This window comes from Bacillus sp. FSL W8-0640, from assembly GCF_038007725.1.
Lineage (GTDB): Bacteria > Bacillota > Bacilli > Bacillales > Bacillaceae_G > Bacillus_A > Bacillus_A cereus.
Genome location: NZ_JBBOXT010000001.1, coordinates 589576 through 610735 on the forward strand (window position 1 = coordinate 589576; position 21160 = coordinate 610735).

The window sequence follows — 21160 nt, forward strand, 5'->3', positions numbered from 1 at the left end:
AACTGTATATGTATACGTTATCGCTTAGGTTTCTTACATTGTTACATTATTGTCAAATAATAAATGATTGCTGTTTATTTTGAAGCAGTATAATAAAAATAGAGTGAAAGATAATGAAATGACACGAAACCCCTAATAGAATCAATGTTTTATATATTTACACTATTCTAAATATAAAAACTTTAGGAAAATGGTATGTTAGCGTTTTCATAACTTTTAAGTTATGCTAGAATAAGGACATAAGTTATTAATTATTACAAAAAGAAAAAAGAATCTCTTTTTTCTGTTAATTATAAGGGGGCATTTCATTATGCGTATTGGGGTACCAGCAGAAATTAAAAACAACGAAAACCGTGTGGCAATGACACCAGCAGGTGTTGTACATTTAATTCGTAACAATCACGAAGTATTCATTCAAAAGGGTGCAGGTTTAGGGTCTGGTTTCACAGACGCTCAGTATGTTGAAGCGGGAGCAAAAATTGTTGATACAGCTGAAGAAGCTTGGAACATGGAAATGGTTATGAAAGTTAAGGAACCAATTGAAAGCGAATACAAACACTTCAGTGAAGGCTTAATCTTATTCACATACTTACACTTAGCTCCAGAGCCAGAATTAACAAAAGCTTTAATCGAGAAAAAAGTTGTTTCTATCGCATATGAAACAGTACAATTAGAAAACCGTTCATTACCATTACTTGCACCTATGAGTGAAGTAGCTGGTCGTATGGCTGCACAAATTGGTGCACAATTCCTTGAGAAAAACAAAGGCGGTAAAGGTATCTTACTTGCAGGTGTTCCAGGGGTTAAACGTGGTAAAGTAACAATCATCGGTGGTGGACAAGCTGGTACAAATGCTGCTAAAATTGCAGTTGGACTAGGTGCGGATGTAACAATCATCGACTTAAGTGCAGAACGTCTTCGTCAATTAGATGACATTTTCGGAAACCAAGTAAAAACTTTAATGTCTAATCCTTACAATATTGCAGAAGCTGTTAAAGAGTCTGATCTTGTAATCGGTGCAGTATTAATCCCAGGTGCAAAAGCTCCAAAACTTGTAACAGAAGAAATGATTAAATCAATGGAACCAGGTTCTGTTGTTGTAGATATCGCGATTGACCAAGGTGGTATTTTCGAAACAACTGATCGTATTACAACTCATGATAACCCAACTTATGAAAAACACGGCGTTGTTCATTATGCAGTTGCAAACATGCCAGGTGCGGTTCCACGTACATCAACTCTTGCATTAACAAACGTAACAGTACCATATGCAGTACAAATTGCTAACAAAGGCTACAAAGAAGCTTGCCTAGGTAACACTGCATTACTAAAAGGTATTAACACATTAGATGGCTATGTAACATTCGAAGCAGTTGCAGAAGCTCACGGTGTAGAGTACAAAGGTGCTAAAGAATTATTAGAAGCAGAAACAGTATCTTGCTAATAGAAGCATTATACAAAACAAAATCGAACAATATATAAAACAACATGATAAGAGCTAAGAGTGAAGATCTCTTAGCTCTTCTTGGCAAAAGGGGGCATACATCGTGGCCAACCTATTTAAAAAGAAATCCGTTACGCAATTGTTAGGGGAAAGTAAAAGTAAAACTTTGACGAAAACGCTAGGGGCATTTGACCTAACAATGCTAGGGATTGGTGCGATAATTGGTACAGGAGTTCTAGTATTAACTGGATTAGTAGCAGCAAGAGATGCTGGTCCAGCAGTTATTTTTTCATTCATGATTGCAGCCATCGTTTGTGGATTTGCAGCATTATGTTACGCAGAGGTTGCTTCTACACTTCCTGTTTCAGGTAGTGTGTACACATACTCATATGCAACAATTGGTGAGTTTGTAGCTCATTTAATGGGATGGACATTACTATCCGTATATGTTGTAACGACTGCCGCAGTAGCTGGCGGATGGACTGGTTACTTCCATAACTTAGTGAGTGGATTAGGGCTTGAAATTCCAAAAGCACTGCTAACGATTCCGTCTCAAGGTGGTATAGTGAATTTACCAGCAGTTATCGTTACATTAGTTATAACTTGGTTATTATCAAGAGGTACGAAAGAAAGTAAACGAGTGAATAACATAATGGTATTAATTAAAATTGGTATCGTTGTTTTATTCATTGCAGTTGGTGTATTCTACGTGAAACCAGAAAACTGGATACCATTTGCACCGTATGGTTTAAGTGGAGTTTTCGCGGGGGGAGCAGCAGTATTCTTTGCTTTCTTAGGATTTGATGCATTAGCAACTTCTGCTGAAGAAGTAAAAAATCCGCAACGTGATCTACCGATTGGTATTATCGCTTCGTTAGTCATTTGTACAATCATTTATGTTGTAGTTTGTCTCGTTATGACGGGTATGGTTTCATATAAAGAGCTAGATGTACCGGAAGCGATGGCGTATGTGTTAGAAGTTGTAGGACAAGATAAAGTAGCTGGTATAATCGCAATTGGAGCTGTAATTGGTATTATGGCAGTAATTTTTGCTTACATTTATGCAACGACACGTGTATTCTTCGCTATGAGCCGTGACGGTTTATTGCCAGAATCTTTCGCGAAAATTAATAAAAAGACAGAAGCACCAACATTTACAGTTTGGTTAACAGGAATTGGTAGTGCTTTAATTGCTGGATTTATCGATTTGAAAGAATTGTCGAATTTAGCGAATATTGGAGCGTTGTTAACATTTGCGATGGTTGGTGTGTCAGTTATTATTCTTCGTAAAACACATCCAAAATTACAACGTGGATTTATGGTACCACTTGTACCGATCTTGCCGATTATTTCAATTGCATGTTGTCTATTCTTAATGGTAAACCTACCATTAAAAACATGGATGTACTTCGGTGCTTGGTTAGCAATCGGAGTAGTTGTATACTTTGTTTATTCGAAAAAACATAGTCATTTAAAAGACGATGGAAGTTCGCAGGATAATTTAGAACAAGCTAATTAAAGGGATATAAACACAGTAAGCCTTGTGCGTCTAGGGAGCGCGCAAGGCTTTTTCTTTTGTTGAAATAAAGGGAATGTATATTATTTTGTCGAATTTTTCTGTCGGAATATGAAAAAAGGGTGGGAGCGAAATGGAAGAAGCAAAAGTTGTTGTTGGAGCAGAGGGTTATAATAATAACCCTGGTTGGTTACATACGAATGAAGAAGAATTAAATTTATTACGGAGAGAAACTTGGCTTGATAAATTTCAACCTAATTCTTTATCAGTAATTTTGGCAGAACATGTATGGGAGCATTTATCATATGAAGAAGGAATTGAAGCTGCAAAAATTTGTTATGAGTTTTTAATGGAGAATGGATATATTCGTTGTGCAGTACCAGATGCATTTTTTCCAGATGAAGAATATCAGCAAGGGGTACAAGTAGGTGGACCTGGTCCATTAGATCATCCTGCAGCAAGTCATAAAATTGTTCATAGCTATAAAACAATCACGTCCATGTTTGAATCAGCAGGTTTTCAAGTAAGGCTCTTAGAATACTGTGATGAGAATGGTAAGTTTCACTATAATGATTGGAATGAGAAAGATGGATTTATTTATCGTTCGAAACGTTTTGACCATAGAAATCGGGATAATCATTTAGGATTTGTTTCTTTAATTGTGGATGCGGTGAAAAATGAAAAGTAAGTAAAAAGGGGTGTGCGAATTGTGCATCCTTTTTTGTATGAGAATATAGAGAGTGCGGAAAATATGTATACGACTTATTAAAATGTGAACGGAATGTTCATAAAAAAAATTCAGATTTCATTGACACATATGAGTGGGCGCTCATATAATAAGAGTATAAGATATATGAATGATTGTTCATATGTTCAATTAAAGAGGTGAGCTATAATGGCTGGAAATAAAGTAGAAACACTACAAGAGACATGTTCTCAAACGATAATTCATGAAGAAGTTGTAGAGCAAGTAAAACAAACAATTCCAACTGATGAAAGTTTAAGTAAAGTAGCAGAACTATTTAAAGTATTAGGTGACCGTACACGTACGAGAATATTACATGCGCTATTTGAAGCTGAAATGTGCGTTTGTGATTTAGCTTATTTATTAGGAATGACACAATCATCTATTTCGCATCAGCTTCGTGTGTTAAAGCAAGCGAAACTTGTGAAGAATCGTAAAGAAGGAAAGGTTGTTTATTATTCGTTAGCTGACCAGCACGTAATTCATATCTTCGAGCAAGCGTTTGAACACGTAAACGAAGAAGAATAAAAGAACGCGAGGAGGGAGAACGATGGCTGAAGCATTGGTGAAAAAGAAACTGATGTTAGAAGGTTTAGATTGTGCGAACTGTGCAATGAAAATTGAAAAAGGTGTTGGGAATATAGAAGGAGTAAATTCTTGTTCTGTAAACTTCGCAACAAAGACAATGATCTTAGAAACAGCACAAAATAAAGAAAACGAAGTTGTTACGGAAGCAAAACAACTCGTTACAAAATTAGAACCGCATATTAAAGTTCAAGAAGAACAAAAAAATAAAATTGCTAAAGAAGTATTTATATTAGAAGGTTTAGATTGCGCGAACTGTGCAATGAAAATTGAAAATAAAGTGAAGGAAATGCCAGCTGTCTCAGAAGCAACTGTTGATTTCGTATCGAAGAAATTACGAGTAGAAGTTGCGAATAAAAGAGAACTAGAAGCGACTGTAGCAAATATAACAAATGTCGTTCAAAAGTTAGAACCAGATGTGAAAGTTGTTCGTGAAGAGAAGAACGGTCATGACCACGGACATAGTCACGATCATGGTGAAGCAAATGTGAAAAAGATGGTAGGGAGATTAGTGGTCGGCGGAATTTTGACAGCAATTGCTGCATTAGCGGGCTTACCACAAATGGTAACAATTCCGTTATTCGTCCTTGCTTATTTATTAATAGGTGGAGATATCGTTTGGAGAGCGATAAGAAACATAACTCGTGGCCAAGTATTTGATGAAAACTTCTTAATGGCAATTGCAACTGTAGGAGCTTTTGCAATTCAACAATATTCTGAAGCTGTAGCAGTAATGCTATTTTATCAAGTAGGAGAACTATTCCAAAGTATTGCGGTAAACCGCTCCCGAAAATCAATTACTTCATTAATGGATATTCGTCCTGATTATGCGAATGTAAAGGTTGGAAATGAAACGAAGCAAGTATCACCAGAAGATGTACAAATTGGCGATTATATTATCGTTAAGCCAGGTGAGAAAGTGCCGTTAGACGGAAAAGTAATTGAAGGAACATCAATGGTAGATACTTCAGCATTAACAGGTGAATCTGTACCACGTGAAGTAGAAGTTGGAAATGATGTATTAAGTGGCTTTGTGAACCAAAATGGTGTGTTGACAATTGAAGTTACAAAAGAATTCGGTGAATCCACTGTATCGAAAATTTTAGATTTAGTTCAAAATGCAAGCAGTAAAAAAGCACCAACGGAAAACTTTATTACGAAGTTTGCACGTTACTACACTCCAGTTGTAGTTATTACAGCGGCGATCATGGCGTTTATTCCACCACTTATTTTAGAAGGAGCTACATTCTCTGAGTGGATTTATAGAGCTTTAGTGTTCTTAGTAATCTCTTGTCCATGTGCGTTAGTTGTATCCATTCCTCTTGGATTCTTTGGAGGTATCGGTGGTGCATCTAAAAGTGGTGTGTTAGTAAAAGGTAGTAACTATTTAGAAGCTTTAAATGATGTAAAATATATTGTTTTTGACAAAACAGGAACATTAACAAAAGGTGTTTTCAAAGTTACAAAAATGGAACCGAGCGAAGGTACTACAAGTGAAGAGTTATTAGAGTATGCGGCATTTGCTGAAGTATATTCTAACCATCCAATTGCCCAATCTATTCGAAAGGCATATGGAAAATCAATTGATGAAAAAATAATCGATGATTATAACGAAATTTCTGGTCACGGTACAGTCGTAAAAGTACAAGGAAAAGAAATTTTTGCAGGTAATGCAAAATTAATGAGAAAAGAAAATATTGAATTTAAGCAACCAGAAACAGTAGGTACATTAGTTCACGTTGCTGTAGATGGAAGATATGCAGGTTATATTGTTATCTCTGATGAGGTAAAAGAGGATTCGAAACAAGCGATTCAAAAGTTAAAAGAACTAGGTATTAAAAAGACAGTAATGTTAACTGGTGATGCAAAACCAGTTGGTGAAGCTGTCGGTAAAGAATTAGGCTTAGATGAAGTTCGTGCGGAATTACTACCACAACAAAAAGTAGAAGAGATTGAAAAAATTGATGCAGCGAAGCACGGAAAAGAAAAAATTGCCTTCGTTGGTGACGGTATTAACGATACACCAGTATTAGCCCGTGCAGACGTTGGTATTGCGATGGGTGGTTTAGGATCAGATGCAGCAATTGAAGCGGCAGACATCGTTATTATGACTGATGAGCCTTCAAAAATTGCGACAGCTGTAAAAATTGCAAAACGTACAAGAAGTATAGTGTGGCAAAATATCATCTTTGCTCTAGGTGTAAAAGGGATCGTTTTATTACTTGGTGCTTTTGGTATTGCAACAATGTGGGAAGCTGTTTTCTCAGATGTTGGTGTGACACTACTTGCAGTGTTAAATGCAATGCGTGTATTAAGAGTGAAAGATTTATAAAAAAGAGGACGCGACCCGCGTCCTCTTTTTTATTGGTGATTTTGTTGAAATTGACTCAATAAAATAATACCAAATATTATTTTACTTTTAAATAGCGTTATATTGAAATTTACAAATAAAATACATTCGTCTTATTCTTTTAATATATTTTTTACAAATATCCATATAGTATTGAAAAAACAGAGAAGGGGAAACTTCTCTGTTTACTTTTGTATGTTTTTTTCGACTTGTTCTCGAACTGTTTGAATGTAATTCATTTTATGATCCCAGCACTCTTGGCTTAAATCGACAGGGTATTCTTCAGGATTTAAAGTTCGCATATATTCTTCCCAAAATAGAGAGAGACTCTGTTCATTATATTTTTGAATATCTAATATACTTGGTAGTTCATATGTTCTTTCACCGTTAACGAAAATATCTTTATGCAGTTCACGGGCTTCAAAGTTTGTTACGAATTTACTTATATATGTGTGAACTGGATGGAACATTTTTAAGCGCTCTTCTTTTCCAGGTTCTTCAGAATCTAATGCAATATAATCGCCTTCTGCATGATCGTTTACCCGATTGATAATACGATAAATTCGTTTCAGTCCTGGAGTGGTAATTTTTTCAGGGTTAGATGAAATTTTAATCGTATCATTTAATTTTCCGTCAGTATCTTCAATCGCAACTAGTTTGTAAACAGCCCCCAATGCAGGTTGCTCAAAGGACGTAATTAATTTTGTCCCAACGCCCCATACGTCAATTTTTGCTCCTTGAGATTTAAGGTGCATAATTGTGTATTCATCTAAATCGCTAGAAGCGATAATTTTTGTATTTGTAAACCCTGCTTCATCTAATAGTTTTCGTGCCTTTTTCGATAAATAAGCCATATCACCACTATCAAGACGTATGCCATAGAAATCAATACGATCCCCAAATTCTTTTGCAACACGAATCGCATTTGGAACACCAGATTTCAATGTGTCATATGTATCAACGAGAAAGACGCACTTTTTATGAGTTTCAGCGTATTTTTTAAACGCGACGTATTCATCGCGATATGCTTGAACGAAAGAGTGAGCGTGTGTGCCAGCTACAGGAATCTCAAAGCGTTTCCCAGCACGAACGTTGCTTGTAGAGGAGAAACCACCAATAAAGGCAGCACGCGTCCCCCAAAGGGCAGCATCGAACTCATGGGCACGTCTTGTGCCGAACTCTAAAAGCTCATCATTACTTGCAGCATGTTTCATACGTGCTGCTTTTGTGGCAATTAATGTTTGGTAATTCACAATATTTAAGAGGGCAGTCTCAATAATTTGTGCTTCACCAAGTGGTGCATCAACACGTAATAAAGGTTCGTTATTAAATACAACTTCGCCTTCTTGCATACTGCGAATCGTCCCAGTGAATTTCATATTTTGTAAATAATGAAGGAATTCTTCTTCAAATTGTAATTCTGCTAAATAAGCGATATCGCTTTCAGTAAAACTGAAATTTTCTATGTACTCTACAATTTTCTCAAGGCCAGCAAAAACAGCGTAGCCGTTCTCAAATGGAAGCTTTCGAAAATATAAATCAAAAACAGAACGGCGATTATGAATACCATCTTTCCAATATGTATAAGCCATGTTGATTTGATATAGGTCTGTATGTAAGGCATAACTATCGTCTTTATAATGAGTCATCGCGAGAACACCTCCATAATTTGGTTATAGTATACCAATTTTTCACCATTCGTAGCAAAGAAGAGATATTGATGTGAAGTCAAGAGAGAAAAAAATGAAATTATGCATATTTTTTAGAAAATTTATATTTATCAATTTATATTTCTCCAAATTTTATGTATTATTAGAGTAATGGGGGTAATGAGAATGGAGGAGGACAATGCAACAAACATTAGAAAAAATAGGCAAACAAGTCTTTTATAAACGGCTACAGCAAAAAATGACACAAGAAGAATTATGTCAGGGCATTTGTTCTGTCTCATACTTAAGTAAGATTGAAAATGGAAAGATTGAAGCATCAGAAGAAATTCTACAATTGCTCTGCGCAAGATTAGAAATTGCCGTGACGGATTTGAGGGATGTAGAAGAAGATGTGAAGGGGAAGCTGGATGAATGGTTGAATGCACTAGTTCATTTAGACAAGCAACAAGTAGAACGTATATATGAAGAGTTGCAAGGTGAAATGAAGCATGTGTTGGATTTTGAAATTATAAATTATTATAAACTGCTGTATACACGTTATTTAATTATGAAAAGGGATTTTCCTGCTGTCGAAAAAGAGTTAGAGAGCTTAAAGAAGATGTACAAAAAGTATTCACCATTCCAAAAATTATTATATACGTATAGCAAAGGGTTATATTATTTTTTACAACATAGATATAAGAAGGCATTGGAGTATTTGACTCGAACAGAAGTAATGGCAAAGGAACAAGGTTATCATGAGAATGGAATATATTTCAATTTAGCTCTTGTTTATAATGAATTAGAAGTTGAACATATGACTTTACATTTTGCTAATGTAGCAATGGAAGGATTTAAGAATGAATATAAATTCCGTTATGTGATAAATTGCCAGTTACTTATTGCGTTGAGTTATATACAAAAAAAGCAATATAATGAAGCACTATCTATTTATAATAATATTTTGAGGGAAGCAAATTCTTTTGCTGATAAAGAAAGTATAACAGCTATTGCTTTAAATAATTTAGGCTTTTTGTACTATAACTTAAAAGATTATGCAAAAGCAAAAGATTATTATTTACAATGCCTAAAGTACAAAAAGGAAGAGGATTTAAATTATATTGATGCAGTGTATGAGATTGCTTTGCAGTGTATTGAATTAAAAGAATTTGAAGAAGCGAAAGATTGGATTAATAAAGGGATAGATGTTGCCAAGAGGGATGAAAAGTATAAAAGTATGCTATATATACTTTCAATGCTTAAGAATAAATACTTTGAAACGAAAGATGTTTATAAAAGATTTTTAGAAGTTGAGGCAATCCCATTTTTTAGAGGCGAAGAAAATAAAAAGGAATTAAAAATGGTGTATTTAGAACTAGCAGGATATCACGAGGAATTACTAGAATTTAAGGAAAGTAATAACTACTATAAATTAGCAATTAATTTATTAGAAGAAAAGGGAGGAAAATAATATGAAAAAAATAATTATTGGTGCTTTGGCTTTGGTAGCTGTATTAGTGGTATTGGAACCGCAATATGCTTGGACATCGGATATTTATGGTCAAGGAGAAAAAGTAGTAGAATTAATAAATTCTTAACAGAAACCCCTTTCCAACAGGAAAGGGGTTTTTCAATATTTGTTCCTCAAAATTCTACAAAACTTGAGAAAAAAATTATTTGAATTTTTAGTATATTAATAGTGGAAACATAATGCTAATATGAAACTACTCTTTTTCAAAAAAAATTTTTATTAGGGGGAAGGTTCATGAAAAAGAAAAGTTTAGCATTAGTGTTAGCGACAGGAATGGCAGTTACAACGTTTGGAGGGACAGGCTCTGCATTTGCGGATTCTAAAAATGTGCTCTCTACGAAGAAGTACAATGAGACGGTGCAGTCACCTGAGTTTATTTCTGGTGATCTAACTGAAGCAACTGGCAAGAAAGCAGAATCTGTTGTGTTTGATTACTTAAACGCAGCAAAAGGTGATTACAAGCTAGGGGAAAAGAGTGCACAAGATTCTTTCAAAGTGAAACAAGTGAAGAAAGATGCTGTAACTGATTCAACAGTAGTACGTATGCAACAAGTTTACGAAGGAGTGCCTGTATGGGGTTCTACTCAAGTAGCTCACGTAAGTAAAGACGGTTCCTTAAAAGTATTGTCTGGAACAGTTGCACCTGATTTAGACAAAAAGGAAAAGTTGAAAAATAAAAATAAGATTGAAGGCGCAAAAGCAATTGAAATCGCGCAGCAAGATTTAGGGGTAACACCGAAATATGAAGTAGAACCAAAAGCGGACTTATATGTATATCAAAACGGTGAGGAAACAACATATGCATATGTTGTAAATCTAAACTTCTTAGATCCAAGCCCAGGAAACTACTACTATTTCATTGAGGCAGACAGCGGTAAAGTATTAAATAAGTTTAATACAATTGATCATGTGACGAATGATGATAAGTCACCAGTTAAGCAAGAGGCTCCTAAACAGGATGCGAAAGCTGTTGTAAAGCCTGTAACAGGAACGAATAAAGTAGGAACTGGTAAAGGTGTATTAGGAGATACGAAGTCGCTTAATACAACGTTATCTGGATCATCTTACTACTTACAAGATAATACACGCGGGGCAACGATTTTCACATATGATGCGAAAAACCGTTCAACATTACCAGGAACATTATGGGCAGATGCAGATAATGTTTTCAATGCAGCGTATGATGCAGCAGCAGTAGATGCTCATTACTATGCAGGTAAAACATATGATTACTATAAAGCTACGTTTAATAGAAATTCTATTAATGATGCAGGAGCACCGTTAAAATCGACAGTTCATTACGGAAGTAATTATAACAATGCATTCTGGAACGGATCACAGATGGTATACGGAGATGGTGATGGTGTAACGTTTACTTCATTATCTGGTGGAATTGATGTAATTGGTCACGAGTTAACGCATGCTGTTACGGAAAATAGTTCAAATCTAATTTATCAAAATGAATCTGGGGCTTTAAATGAAGCGATTTCTGATATCTTTGGTACTTTAGTAGAATTCTATGATAACCGTAACCCGGATTGGGAGATTGGTGAAGATATTTACACACCTGGTAAAGCAGGAGACGCACTTCGCTCTATGAGTGATCCTACGAAGTATGGTGATCCAGACCATTATTCTAAGCGTTACACTGGTTCAAGTGATAACGGTGGTGTTCATACAAACAGCGGTATTATTAATAAACAAGCTTATTTATTAGCAAATGGTGGTACGCATTATGGTGTAACTGTAACTGGTATCGGTAAAGATAAATTAGGTGCGATTTACTACCGTGCAAATACACAGTATTTCACGCAATCTACTACATTTAGTCAAGCTCGTGCTGGTGCAGTACAAGCTGCTGCAGACTTATATGGTGCAAATTCTGCTGAAGTAGCAGCAGTTAAGCAATCATTTAGTGCTGTTGGTGTAAACTAAGGCTTTAAGGAAGAGCTAGTAATAAAATACCTCAAAAATAAAGAAGGAGCATAGGCTCCTTCTTTATTTTTTTCTCCATTTTTTCCACAAATAAAACAATCCAATAACGCCTGCGATTGTTACAACCCACTTCGCTTCATTTGTTCCGTTCATGACTTGGTATGCCGAATATACTTCAATCAATAAGGCCGGTATTTTACCTATTGTACTGGCAATACTGAAGGAGAGTAATGACATTTTCCCTAGAGCTGCAAATAAAGTCACGATACTTGATGGGATGAAAGGTATCAATCGAAACGATAGAACGAGTAGAAAGGCCTCTCTACCTTCTACATAAAGAAGACGCTCTACCTTTGGGTACTTATTTACTTTATCGTGAGTGAACTTTTGAAGGCCCAGGCGGTAAATATAAAACGAGATAATAGCCCCTAAGGCCTCACCTGCGATCGAAATGATTGTGCCATTTGTTACACCGAAGAGCTGTATATTAATGGCGGTTAAAAAGATGCTAGGAATAACACCTAAAAGACTAATGATGATGTTAATTAAGATACTAAGTGGAATTGCGATTGAATAGTATTCTATTAAGAAATTTTGAATCGTTTCAGCCATTGTTTAAAATCCTTTATCTTTTTTTGCATTACACCATATTTCGATTGTATAGGCAAGGGGAAATTTACATAATGTAGAAAAACGTTGATAAGAAGGGATCCTGATACCTTATATAGGTATTAGGTATATAAAAATAGGGGTATTTTAAATCGTTTTGAAAAATAGTATAAAACCCTTTTTATAAAAGGGTTTTATAATTATATTATTGGTGATTTTATTCGGGAAATAATTATAAAATATAGGGGGTATATATTATAAAAGGCGAAAAATAGAGGGTTGATGAAATTGCGCGGGTAAATATGGAAAAATAGATGAAAAAAATGAAAACTGATAGATTTTTTCGTTGTGAAATTGACTTTTAGTGAAGTTGCGATAATAATCATGGAAGAGGTGATATGATGAAACGAATAAGTAGTCTTTTCTTCAGTAGTTTATTGGCATTAATGCTGATCTTAAGTGGATGTGCAGGAAAAGAACAAAAAACAGAGAAACAGACAGGTAATCAAGCTACATCGGTAGAAAAAATTAGTGATAATATTTTAGATGAAATGGAAGGACCACCTAAAAATGGTCATACGATTGAAAGACATGTAGGCAAGTCAGAAGAGGATTTGAAGAATCGCTTGAAGACAGATAAAGTGTCAGCCGCAAGTACATACTATGATAAAGAAACAGCGACGAAAGCTGTAAAAGATAGCTTGAAGCAACATGACAAAGAAATTCAAGATTGGTTAAAAAATTCTAAAGAGGCTCGTCTCGTAGTAAATACAACTCATTCATTCCCTGTTGGAAAAACGGTAATAAAGAAAAATATGAGTGTAAAAGACAAGTTGGTAAAAACTGTTACTGTTTTAGCAAGAGATAAGTCAGGGGAATTAGGGTTTAAGATTATTACTTCTTATCCATCTGATAAATAAGAAGGGGGAGTACATTATGTATACGACATTACAATACTTTCTTAAATCGTACTGTACGTTAAGTATTCATGAGGATGAAATAGTAAGCGTGATGGAAGAGTTTATTGAACAAGAAGACGAAGAAATTGTTTTGAAATTACGTGATGAATTAATAAATATGAAGAAAAAGAACGCGTGGGAAGAGGCGTGTGTATTAGCTGCGAAGCAAGGAAATCGTATGTGGTCTTTAGAAGAAACGAAAGATCATCTTGAAACTTTTTTACTATTACTGCAAAAGAAAAAGGCGTGATTTAATCACGCCTTTTTCTTTATGTTATTCGGTTGATATTATCTATTCTTTTGGGGCGCTTTTATATACACTTTTTGAAATTTGTCCATTTGATATTACTTCCCCGTTTTGTGTTACTTTTTTATACGTAACCGCTGTGATTTTATCACTAGTCCTACTAATTACTTGAGAAGACACTTCAACATTTTTACCAGTATTTGTACCGAAAATGCGTGTAGTAATACTACCTCCATTTGAAAATGCTTGAATATAAATATGATTGCCTGTATTATTTTTAAATTTTAAATCTGGACCATAATCTGCTACTGCTGCATCTTGCCCAAGTGGTAAATAATTTACTGGCATAGAATGATTGCTTCGAGAAACAATTCCTAAATCAGCCCTTAAAGCGGCGCTGTATAAAGTACTACTGACTTGGCAAACTCCTCCGCCTGCACTTTGTATTACTTTACCTTGTGAATATACTGCTGCAGATTTGTAACCATGTGCAGCATCAGTTACGCCAACGCGGCCGTTAAAACTAAATGTTTCATCAGGTGCCACAATAACCCCACTTAAAGTATTAGCTGACTTATTTACGTTAAATGATTGATTTCCGTTACGGCCAGCCATTGGAGTAGAATATTCAGCAATGACTTCTTTAATACCCATTTTCTGTATATCTTCTGTAGAACGTTCTGGTTTTATGAATGTAACTGGTAATGTAACATCTGATTTACCAGTAGTAATAGCTTCGTTTGTTAAACTGTTTAGTTTTCCTTTATCAATTTTTTCTCCGTTTTGGCTTTGACTAACATTTACTGTTGAGCCTTCAATGCTTAATTCTGCATTAACAGGATTTTTTAATGTTTCATTATATTTATCTTTTATAAAGGTTTCATAAGCTGTTGCATTTAATTGTGGTGTTAATTTATAGTCACGTTTTAATTCACCGTTTTCAGCTTGCTTGCGCATTTTGTAACGATTCATTACGTTTCCTTCTTGTTCTTTGAAGATTTTGTCAATAATATCTTTCTCTTTATAATTTACCCCTAAATCTTTCCATGTGTAAGTTTGTTTATCGTTTTGGAATATGTAGGTAAGGGATTTTTGATCTAATTCAGTTACCCTTTGATTAATAATTGCTTGAATATCTTTCTTATTTTTTCCATCGAGAGAAATACCTTCAAATGTAGTATTTGGTAATGCAGTAGTATCTAATTGATTATTTAATTTGGATACATATTGATATCCCCCAACACCGCCTACACAAAGTAATATGCCCCCAGCAATTGCAGAACCAATCAGTATTTTACTTAGCTTCATTTATTTCCCCCCAGAAATTTATGTATAAATATATGTATTACATTTTTTGTATAAAAATGATGAAAATAACATTATGTACGTACTAGTATACTATTATTTTCACTGTGTGTGTAATGTTTTCATAAAAAATGTTACATCGCTGTAATAATTGTCACTTCTTGTCACAATGTGTATGAAAAATATGTTGAAAAATATAATAAAAAGGCTGTCTAGAATGATCTAGCAGCCTTTTTATTATAATTTTTTATGTTCATTTTTATTCGTAACACCGAGATGTTTTTGAAGGGTAGTTGAAATAGTATCGACGCTTTTTTCATTTGGCACGTAATAATAAATACCACCTATATATTTATCTGTACCTTCTACTTGCATTTTTTCCATCTTTAAATTTGAATCCATTGAATTTTTTGTAATTGTCATCATATCATCAAAAGTTAAATTGGTTTTTAAGTCTTTATCGACAGCGTCTAGTAGGCCACCGATTTTATTAATGGAATTAAGAGATAGTGCCTTTTCAGCAATGGCCTCTAATACAAGCTGTTGTCGTTGGCCACGCATATAATCACTATCGATGTGACGAGTTCTAGCTAGTGCCAGTGCCTCTTCTCCATTTAAATGTTGACGTCCTTTTTTTAGATGAATTGCATCTGCTTCATCTTTACTATTTTGCTCTGTGAATTCAACTGGAACGTCCACAGTAATGCCACCAAGAGAATCAACAATTTTAATAAAGGATTTAAAATTGAATTTTACATAATAATCAACTGGAACATCTAAAAAGTTCTCTACCGTATCAATTGTGCTGTCTACACCACCGAATACGTGCGCATGTGTGATTTTATCGTATTTATCACGTGATTTAATGTAGACGCGTGAGTCACGTGGAATGCTTACAAGTTTAACGGATTTATCGTTTTTATTAATTGTTGCAAGTAATAACGCATCTGTTCGAGTTGCTTTTCCATAATCTTTTTCCCTAATATCACTTTCATCAACACCCATAATTAGTACGGAAATGTTGTCGGTCATAGGTTTAACAGCTTTTTCACGTTTACTGGACTTTTCTCCTCGACCTAGTTCAGCATAAGCATTATTTAAGACGGACTTTGCTTTACTGTATATATGGAAGGAGTAGCCTCCTGCTCCAAGTGCTACAATTAGTAATGGAATAAGAAGGAACCAAAGTAGGCGTTTTTTCTTTGAGCGTCCTTTTTTGGCTCGCGTATCGTTGTTCGTGTCGGATTTCATCATTTTTTCTCCTTTAAAACTATCAAAGTGTATACATTTAGAAGTGTATTCAAACACATAAAAAATATTTTACGCTAAATAAAAGCGATTGTACATGTATAAAAAATAGATGTCTTGATTATTTATCCGGTATTAACGAGCAGTAAAACGCCCACCTCAAAGTCCAGTGAATACAATGAAGTTAGGTGGGAGATAACTGCCCGTAAATACCCGATTGATGAAGGCTAATAATCAGAGTGGGGATAGCCCCACTCTGATTAAAGTTTCACTTTATAAGACACCTATTCGTTATTGTATACAAAAGATAGGGATAAGAAAATGATAAAATTTTACCTAATTACAACATAATGCTTACGATAATTGCAGATAAAATACTAACGAGAGTAGCTCCATATAGTAATTTAAGGCCAAACCTCGCAACAACGTTTCCTTGTTCTTCGTTTAGTCCTTTTACCGCACCTGAAATAATACCAATGGAAGAAAAATTGGCAAAAGATACAAGGAAAACAGAAATAATACCAACTGTACGGGGAGAAAGGCTATTAGAAATTTTACTAAGGTCCATCATTGCGACAAATTCATTCGTTACAAGCTTCGTTGCCATAATGCTACCAGCTGCTACAATTTCAGAGCTTGGTACACCGATAAGGAATGCGATAGGTGCAAATACGTAGCCAATTAATTGTTGGAACGTAATACCGAATATAATGAGGAACAAGTCATTAATACAACTAATTAATGCGACAAATCCGATGAGCATAGCGCCGACAACAATGGCTACACGAAAACCATCAAGAATATATTCTCCAAGCATTTCAAAAAAGCTTTGTTTTTCACCTTTGATTTCTAAAATATCTTCGTCATCTTTAACGTCGTAAGGGTTAATGATGAGTACGATAATAAAACCGCTAAATAAATTGAGAACGAGTGCAGTTACTACATACTTAGGTTCAATCATTGTCATATAGGCACCTACGATAGACATAGATACGGTTGACATAGCGGAGGCACAAAGTGTATAAAGACGGTGTTTTGGAATTTGAGCTAATTGCTTTTTCACTGTAATAAAAACTTCTGATTGGCCGACAATGGCAGAAGCGATAGCGTTGTAAGATTCTAATTTCCCAAGACCATTTATTTTACTAAGAAAGTACCCGATCCAACGAATGAAAAATGGTAGTATTTTGAAATGTTGTAATATACCAATTAAAACAGAAATAAAGACGATTGGTAATAATACAGTAAGGAAAAATGGCATTTCACCTTTATTTGCAAGACCACCAAATACGAAATTTATTCCATTAGCAGCATACTCGAGTAGCTTTGTAAACAAACTGGAAATGATTCTAATAAGTATGAGGCCGATTTCTGTATTTAATAGTAAATAGGTTAAAATTAACTGTATAATAAGCATGATAAAAATTGGTTTAAATTTAATATGCTTCTTATTATTGCTAGCAATATAAGCGAGCAAGAAAACAACAATTAATCCGACGAAAAAAGTAATGAATTTCATGGTAAGCCCCCTAAAAGAGATATTCTGCTATATATGTTTTTCATTTCAAGGGAGAATATGCATCTTTGGTAAAGAAAGGAATAGAGAGAGTATGAATATATGTAGAGTGCATCACGTTGCAATTATTTGTTCGAATTATGAGACGTCAAAGTATTTTTATACTAGAATATTAGGGTTTAAAGAAATGAATGAAGTATATAGAAAGGAACGAGATTCTTATAAATTAGATTTATGTGTAGGAGAAGAGTATCAAATCGAATTATTTTCATTTCCAAATCCGCCTGAGCGCAAAAGTTTTCCAGAAGCAGCCGGTCTTAGACATTTAGCATTTGCTGTTACAAATATAGAAGAAGCTGTGAAGCATTTAAATCAATGTGGTGTTGAGATCGAACCGATCCGTATTGATGAAATAACGGGGAAGAAATTCGTCTTTTTCCAAGACCCTGATGGTTTACCTTTAGAATTGTATGAGGTTTGAAAATTGGTGGATTTTATATAGAGTTGCTTTCCAATAATTGAAGAAACTAAAGTGAAACTTCTTTTTAAAAGGAGGTGTAACTTTAGCTAAGAAAGCTAAAGAGCATATGTGGATATTTTAAAATTATTGATGGTAGTCATTCTTATTGGGTTAACAGCATTTTTTGTGGCTGTTGAATTTGCAATTATTAAGGTACGTAGCAGTCGTATTGATCAACTCGTTAGCGAAAAAAGACGAGGTGCACTGGCCGCTAAAAAGGTAACTACAAATTTAGATGAATATTTATCGGCCTGTCAGCTAGGTATTACAATTACTGCTTTAGGGCTCGGGTGGTTAGGGGAACCAACCATTAAACATTTACTCGAGCCGTTGTTTTTAAAATTGCAATTCTCACCTACAATTTCCAGTACAGTTTCATTTATTATTGCCTTTGCAGTAATTACATTTTTACATGTTGTCATTGGGGAACTTGCTCCAAAGACATTTGCTATACAAAAAGCAGAACAAGTTAGCTTATTGTTATCGAAACCACTTATTTATTTTTACCGAGTTATGTATCCGTTTATTTGGGCTTTGAATGGTTCAGCGAGGGTTGTAACTGGTTTATTCGGATTACATCCAGCTTCTGAACATGAAGTAGCTCATTCAGAAGAAGAATTAAGGTTAATCTTATCTGAGAGCTATGAGAGCGGAGAGATTAACCAAAGGGAATTTAAATATGTAAATAATATTTTTGAATTTGATAATAGAGTAGCAAAAGAAATTATGGTACCTCGTACGGAAGTTGTAGGCTTATATGAGGACGAACCATTTGAAACACATATTAAAGTAATCGCGCAAGAAAAGTACACGAGATATCCTGTATTTGGTGAAGATAAAGATGAAATTATTGGGATGGTTAATGTAAAAGATTTATTTATTCGTTATATGGATGGTAATCGGGACGAGGAGTGCTCGATTATGCCATATACAAGGCCAGTTATTGAAGTGCTAGAAAATATTCCAATTCATGATTTACTATTACAAATGCAAAGAAAACACATTCCATTAGCTGTATTGTATGATGAATATGGTGGTACAGCAGGGATTGTTACACTAGAAGATATTTTAGAAGAAATTGTTGGAGAAATTCGAGATGAATACGATGAAGATGAGAATCCACCTATAGAGCATGTAAGTGAAGGCTATAAAATCGTAGAGGGAAAAGTGCTTATTAGTGAAGTAAATGATTTGCTTGGCATACATTTAATTGCTGATGATGTAGATACAATTGGTGGCTGGATTATGGTACAAAAACAAATCGTTGCTGAAGGAGATATTATTGAGAAACACGGTTTTTATTTTAAAGTCCTTGAAAAGGATATGCATCAAATTAAACGAGTGGAAATAAGGAAAGTAGGAGAATGATTTTCTATAAACTTTAATAAAAAGGATATACAGAAAAATAAATGTTTGCGCTTTCAAAAAAGGTACTATATAGTGAAGGTGGATACTGAAAAATTCTTCTGAATGATACTCGTGTTTTTAGAGGGCGGATTTTTTGGATAAGGATTTAGAATGAAAAAGTATAGGTGATAAAAATGATAGCAACGAAGGATATACGTATAGAAAAAGATTTTTTAGGTGAAAAGGAAGTACCAAGTGCAGCTTATTATGGTGTACAAACATTACGTGCTGTAGAAAACTTCCCAATTACAGGATATCGCATTCATCCATCACTCATTACAGCAATGGCAATTGTGAAAAAAGCGGCGGCACTTGCGAATATAGATACTGGTTACTTAGCTAAAGACATTGGACATGAAATTGCAGAAGCAGCGCAAGAAATTGTTGATGGAAAGTTTCATGATCAATTTATCGTGGACCCTATTCAAGGCGGAGCCGGAACTTCTATTAATATGAATACAAATGAAGTAATTGCGAATAGAGCGTTAGAACGTATGGGATATGAAAAAGGTGCGTATGCGAAAATTAGCCCAAACACTCATGTGAACATGGCCCAATCAACGAACGATGCGTTTCCAACAGGGATTCATATTGCAACTCTTATGATGTTAGAAAAGCTTCTTATTACAATGGAAGAACTTCATTCTGCTTTTCGTAAAAAAGCAAAAGAGTTTGATCACGTTATTAAAATGGGACGCACACATTTACAAGATGCAGTTCCAATTCGCCTTGGACAAGAATTTGAAGCGTATAGCCGAGTGCTTGCGCGCGATATAAAAAGAATTAAACAGTCTCGTCAACATTTATATGAAGTGAATATGGGGGCGACAGCTGTTGGTACAGGATTAAATGCAAATCCTACGTATATTGAACAGGTGGTAAAACACTTAAGAACGTTTAGTGGGTTCCCACTTGTTGGTGCAGAGCATTTAGTTGATGCAACGCAAAATACAGATGCATACACAGAAGTATCTGCAGCACTTAAAGTATGTATGATGAACATGTCTAAAATTGCAAACGATCTTCGTATTATGGCGTCTGGGCCACGTGTTGGGTTGGCTGAAATTCAATTGCCAGCACGTCAGCCAGGTTCATCAATTATGCCAGGTAAAGTAAATCCAGTTATGGCAGAAGTGATTAACCAAGTCGCATTCCAAGTAATTGGAAATGATCATACAATTTGCTTAGCATCAGAAGCAGGACAATTAGAGTTAAATGTAATGGAGCCTGTGCTTGTATTTAATTTAATTCAATCTATTAGTATTATGAATAATGGATTCCGTGTATTCCGTGAATATTGTATTGAAGGAATTACAGCAAATGAAGAATTGCTGAAGCAATATGTTGAGAAAAGTGTTGGAATTATTACAGCAGTTAATCCTCATATTGGTTATGAAGCAGCATCTCGTATTGCACGTGAAGCGATTGAAACAGGAAAATCTGTTAGGGAGTTATGTTTAGAGCATGGTGTACTGACAGAAGAGGAATTGGATATTATTTTAGATCCATTCGAAATGACTCACCCTGAAATTGCTGGAGCTTCTTTATTAAAAAATAAAGAAATGTAATGTGAAAAACACCGATCCATTTGGAT

Annotated in this window: 18 protein-coding genes; 13 read left to right on the forward strand and 5 right to left on the reverse strand. The window is 34.8% G+C overall.

Annotated features, from left to right (window positions below; translation table 11 throughout):
* The first annotated feature begins 310 nt into the window (after positions 1-310).
* From ald to N2V80_RS03055, 5 genes are all read left to right on the forward strand, one after another.
* Entirely contained in the window at positions 311-1444 is a 1134-nt protein-coding gene (ald, locus tag N2V80_RS03035) for an alanine dehydrogenase (protein ID WP_001219744.1), read from the forward strand.
* 103 nt (positions 1445-1547) lie between these two features.
* A complete protein-coding gene (locus tag N2V80_RS03040) occupies positions 1548-2963 on the forward strand; it encodes an amino acid permease (RefSeq protein ID WP_001284887.1) in 1416 nt (471 codons plus the stop codon).
* Between the two features lie 130 nt (positions 2964-3093).
* On the forward strand, positions 3094-3648 hold the full coding sequence (locus N2V80_RS03045) for a class I SAM-dependent methyltransferase (RefSeq protein ID WP_000390572.1): 555 nt from the start codon (positions 3094-3096) through the stop codon (positions 3646-3648).
* Between the two features lie 207 nt (positions 3649-3855).
* On the forward strand, positions 3856-4233 hold the full coding sequence (locus N2V80_RS03050) for an ArsR/SmtB family transcription factor (RefSeq protein ID WP_000918375.1): 378 nt from the start codon (positions 3856-3858) through the stop codon (positions 4231-4233).
* Positions 4234-4255: 22 nt separating this feature from the next.
* Complete coding sequence (locus tag N2V80_RS03055; RefSeq protein WP_000796562.1) at positions 4256-6622, forward strand: heavy metal translocating P-type ATPase; 2367 nt, start codon at positions 4256-4258, stop codon at positions 6620-6622.
* A gap of 203 nt (positions 6623-6825) precedes the next feature.
* Here N2V80_RS03055 and N2V80_RS03060 read toward each other — a convergent pair whose 3' ends face one another.
* Entirely contained in the window at positions 6826-8289 is a 1464-nt protein-coding gene (locus N2V80_RS03060) for a nicotinate phosphoribosyltransferase (RefSeq protein ID WP_061655583.1), read from the reverse strand.
* A 199-nt stretch (positions 8290-8488) separates the two neighbouring features.
* Here N2V80_RS03060 and N2V80_RS03065 point away from each other — a divergent pair, with 199 nt between their 5' ends.
* From N2V80_RS03065 to N2V80_RS03075, 3 genes are all read left to right on the forward strand, one after another.
* On the forward strand, positions 8489-9760 hold the full coding sequence (locus N2V80_RS03065) for a helix-turn-helix domain-containing protein (RefSeq protein WP_001187937.1): 1272 nt from the start codon (positions 8489-8491) through the stop codon (positions 9758-9760).
* A gap of 1 nt (position 9761) precedes the next feature.
* A complete protein-coding gene (locus N2V80_RS03070) occupies positions 9762-9887 on the forward strand; it encodes an NprX family peptide pheromone (protein ID WP_000720172.1) in 126 nt (41 codons plus the stop codon).
* A 167-nt stretch (positions 9888-10054) separates the two neighbouring features.
* Positions 10055-11755, forward strand: a complete 1701-nt coding sequence (locus N2V80_RS03075) for a M4 family metallopeptidase (protein ID WP_000730369.1) — start codon at positions 10055-10057, stop codon at positions 11753-11755.
* A 63-nt stretch (positions 11756-11818) separates the two neighbouring features.
* Here N2V80_RS03075 and N2V80_RS03080 read toward each other — a convergent pair whose 3' ends face one another.
* Positions 11819-12367 (reverse strand): TVP38/TMEM64 family protein, encoded by a 549-nt coding sequence (locus N2V80_RS03080; protein WP_000852189.1) that lies wholly within the window; start codon positions 12365-12367, stop codon positions 11819-11821.
* Positions 12368-12765: 398 nt separating this feature from the next.
* Between N2V80_RS03080 and N2V80_RS03085 the strand changes: the two genes are divergently transcribed.
* Both N2V80_RS03085 and N2V80_RS03090 read left to right on the forward strand, forming a co-directional pair.
* Entirely contained in the window at positions 12766-13284 is a 519-nt protein-coding gene (locus tag N2V80_RS03085) for an RNase A-like domain-containing lipoprotein (protein WP_000822695.1), read from the forward strand.
* A 16-nt stretch (positions 13285-13300) separates the two neighbouring features.
* The gene (locus N2V80_RS03090; protein WP_000288803.1) at positions 13301-13573 is read left to right on the forward strand and encodes a hypothetical protein; all 273 of its coding nucleotides are present in this window, start codon (positions 13301-13303) and stop codon (positions 13571-13573) included.
* Between the two features lie 42 nt (positions 13574-13615).
* On the opposite strand, the gene N2V80_RS03095 is transcribed toward N2V80_RS03090, so the two are convergent.
* The 3 genes from N2V80_RS03095 to N2V80_RS03105 form a co-directional block, all read right to left on the reverse strand.
* Positions 13616-14878 (reverse strand): VanW family protein, encoded by a 1263-nt coding sequence (locus N2V80_RS03095; protein ID WP_000777362.1) that lies wholly within the window; start codon positions 14876-14878, stop codon positions 13616-13618.
* 234 nt (positions 14879-15112) lie between these two features.
* A complete protein-coding gene (locus N2V80_RS03100; RefSeq protein WP_001986019.1) occupies positions 15113-16129 on the reverse strand; it encodes an LCP family protein in 1017 nt (338 codons plus the stop codon).
* Between the two features lie 334 nt (positions 16130-16463).
* A complete protein-coding gene (locus N2V80_RS03105; RefSeq protein ID WP_000668870.1) occupies positions 16464-17642 on the reverse strand; it encodes a NupC/NupG family nucleoside CNT transporter in 1179 nt (392 codons plus the stop codon).
* A 91-nt stretch (positions 17643-17733) separates the two neighbouring features.
* Between N2V80_RS03105 and gloA2 the strand changes: the two genes are divergently transcribed.
* From gloA2 to aspA, 3 genes are all read left to right on the forward strand, one after another.
* A complete protein-coding gene (gloA2, locus tag N2V80_RS03110) occupies positions 17734-18120 on the forward strand; it encodes an SMU1112c/YaeR family gloxylase I-like metalloprotein (RefSeq protein ID WP_001017684.1) in 387 nt (128 codons plus the stop codon).
* A gap of 108 nt (positions 18121-18228) precedes the next feature.
* The gene (locus tag N2V80_RS03115) at positions 18229-19527 is read left to right on the forward strand and encodes a hemolysin family protein (RefSeq protein ID WP_061655584.1); all 1299 of its coding nucleotides are present in this window, start codon (positions 18229-18231) and stop codon (positions 19525-19527) included.
* 173 nt (positions 19528-19700) lie between these two features.
* On the forward strand, positions 19701-21134 hold the full coding sequence (gene aspA / locus N2V80_RS03120) for an aspartate ammonia-lyase (protein ID WP_000562129.1): 1434 nt from the start codon (positions 19701-19703) through the stop codon (positions 21132-21134).
* Positions 21135-21160 lie beyond the last annotated feature (26 nt).

Excerpts from the sequence above, each read along its gene's own strand:
- ald (WP_001219744.1), top strand. The coding sequence starts at position 311 with ATGCGTATTGGGGTACCAGCAGAAATTAAAAACAACGAAAACCGTGTG.
- N2V80_RS03045 (WP_000390572.1), top strand. The coding sequence starts at position 3,094 with ATGGAAGAAGCAAAAGTTGTTGTTGGAGCAGAGGGTTATAATAATAAC.
- N2V80_RS03050 (WP_000918375.1), top strand. The coding sequence starts at position 3,856 with ATGGCTGGAAATAAAGTAGAAACACTACAAGAGACATGTTCTCAAACG.
- N2V80_RS03055 (WP_000796562.1), top strand. The coding sequence starts at position 4,256 with ATGGCTGAAGCATTGGTGAAAAAGAAACTGATGTTAGAAGGTTTAGAT.
- N2V80_RS03060 (WP_061655583.1), bottom strand. The coding sequence starts at position 8,289 with ATGACTCATTATAAAGACGATAGTTATGCCTTACATACAGACCTATAT.
- N2V80_RS03065 (WP_001187937.1), top strand. The coding sequence starts at position 8,489 with ATGCAACAAACATTAGAAAAAATAGGCAAACAAGTCTTTTATAAACGG.
- N2V80_RS03070 (WP_000720172.1), top strand. The coding sequence starts at position 9,762 with ATGAAAAAAATAATTATTGGTGCTTTGGCTTTGGTAGCTGTATTAGTG.
- N2V80_RS03075 (WP_000730369.1), top strand. The coding sequence starts at position 10,055 with ATGAAAAAGAAAAGTTTAGCATTAGTGTTAGCGACAGGAATGGCAGTT.
- N2V80_RS03080 (WP_000852189.1), bottom strand. The coding sequence starts at position 12,367 with ATGGCTGAAACGATTCAAAATTTCTTAATAGAATACTATTCAATCGCA.
- N2V80_RS03085 (WP_000822695.1), top strand. The coding sequence starts at position 12,766 with ATGAAACGAATAAGTAGTCTTTTCTTCAGTAGTTTATTGGCATTAATG.
- N2V80_RS03090 (WP_000288803.1), top strand. The coding sequence starts at position 13,301 with ATGTATACGACATTACAATACTTTCTTAAATCGTACTGTACGTTAAGT.
- N2V80_RS03095 (WP_000777362.1), bottom strand. The coding sequence starts at position 14,878 with ATGAAGCTAAGTAAAATACTGATTGGTTCTGCAATTGCTGGGGGCATA.
- N2V80_RS03100 (WP_001986019.1), bottom strand. The coding sequence starts at position 16,129 with ATGATGAAATCCGACACGAACAACGATACGCGAGCCAAAAAAGGACGC.
- N2V80_RS03105 (WP_000668870.1), bottom strand. The coding sequence starts at position 17,642 with ATGAAATTCATTACTTTTTTCGTCGGATTAATTGTTGTTTTCTTGCTC.
- gloA2 (WP_001017684.1), top strand. The coding sequence starts at position 17,734 with ATGAATATATGTAGAGTGCATCACGTTGCAATTATTTGTTCGAATTAT.
- aspA (WP_000562129.1), top strand. The coding sequence starts at position 19,701 with ATGATAGCAACGAAGGATATACGTATAGAAAAAGATTTTTTAGGTGAA.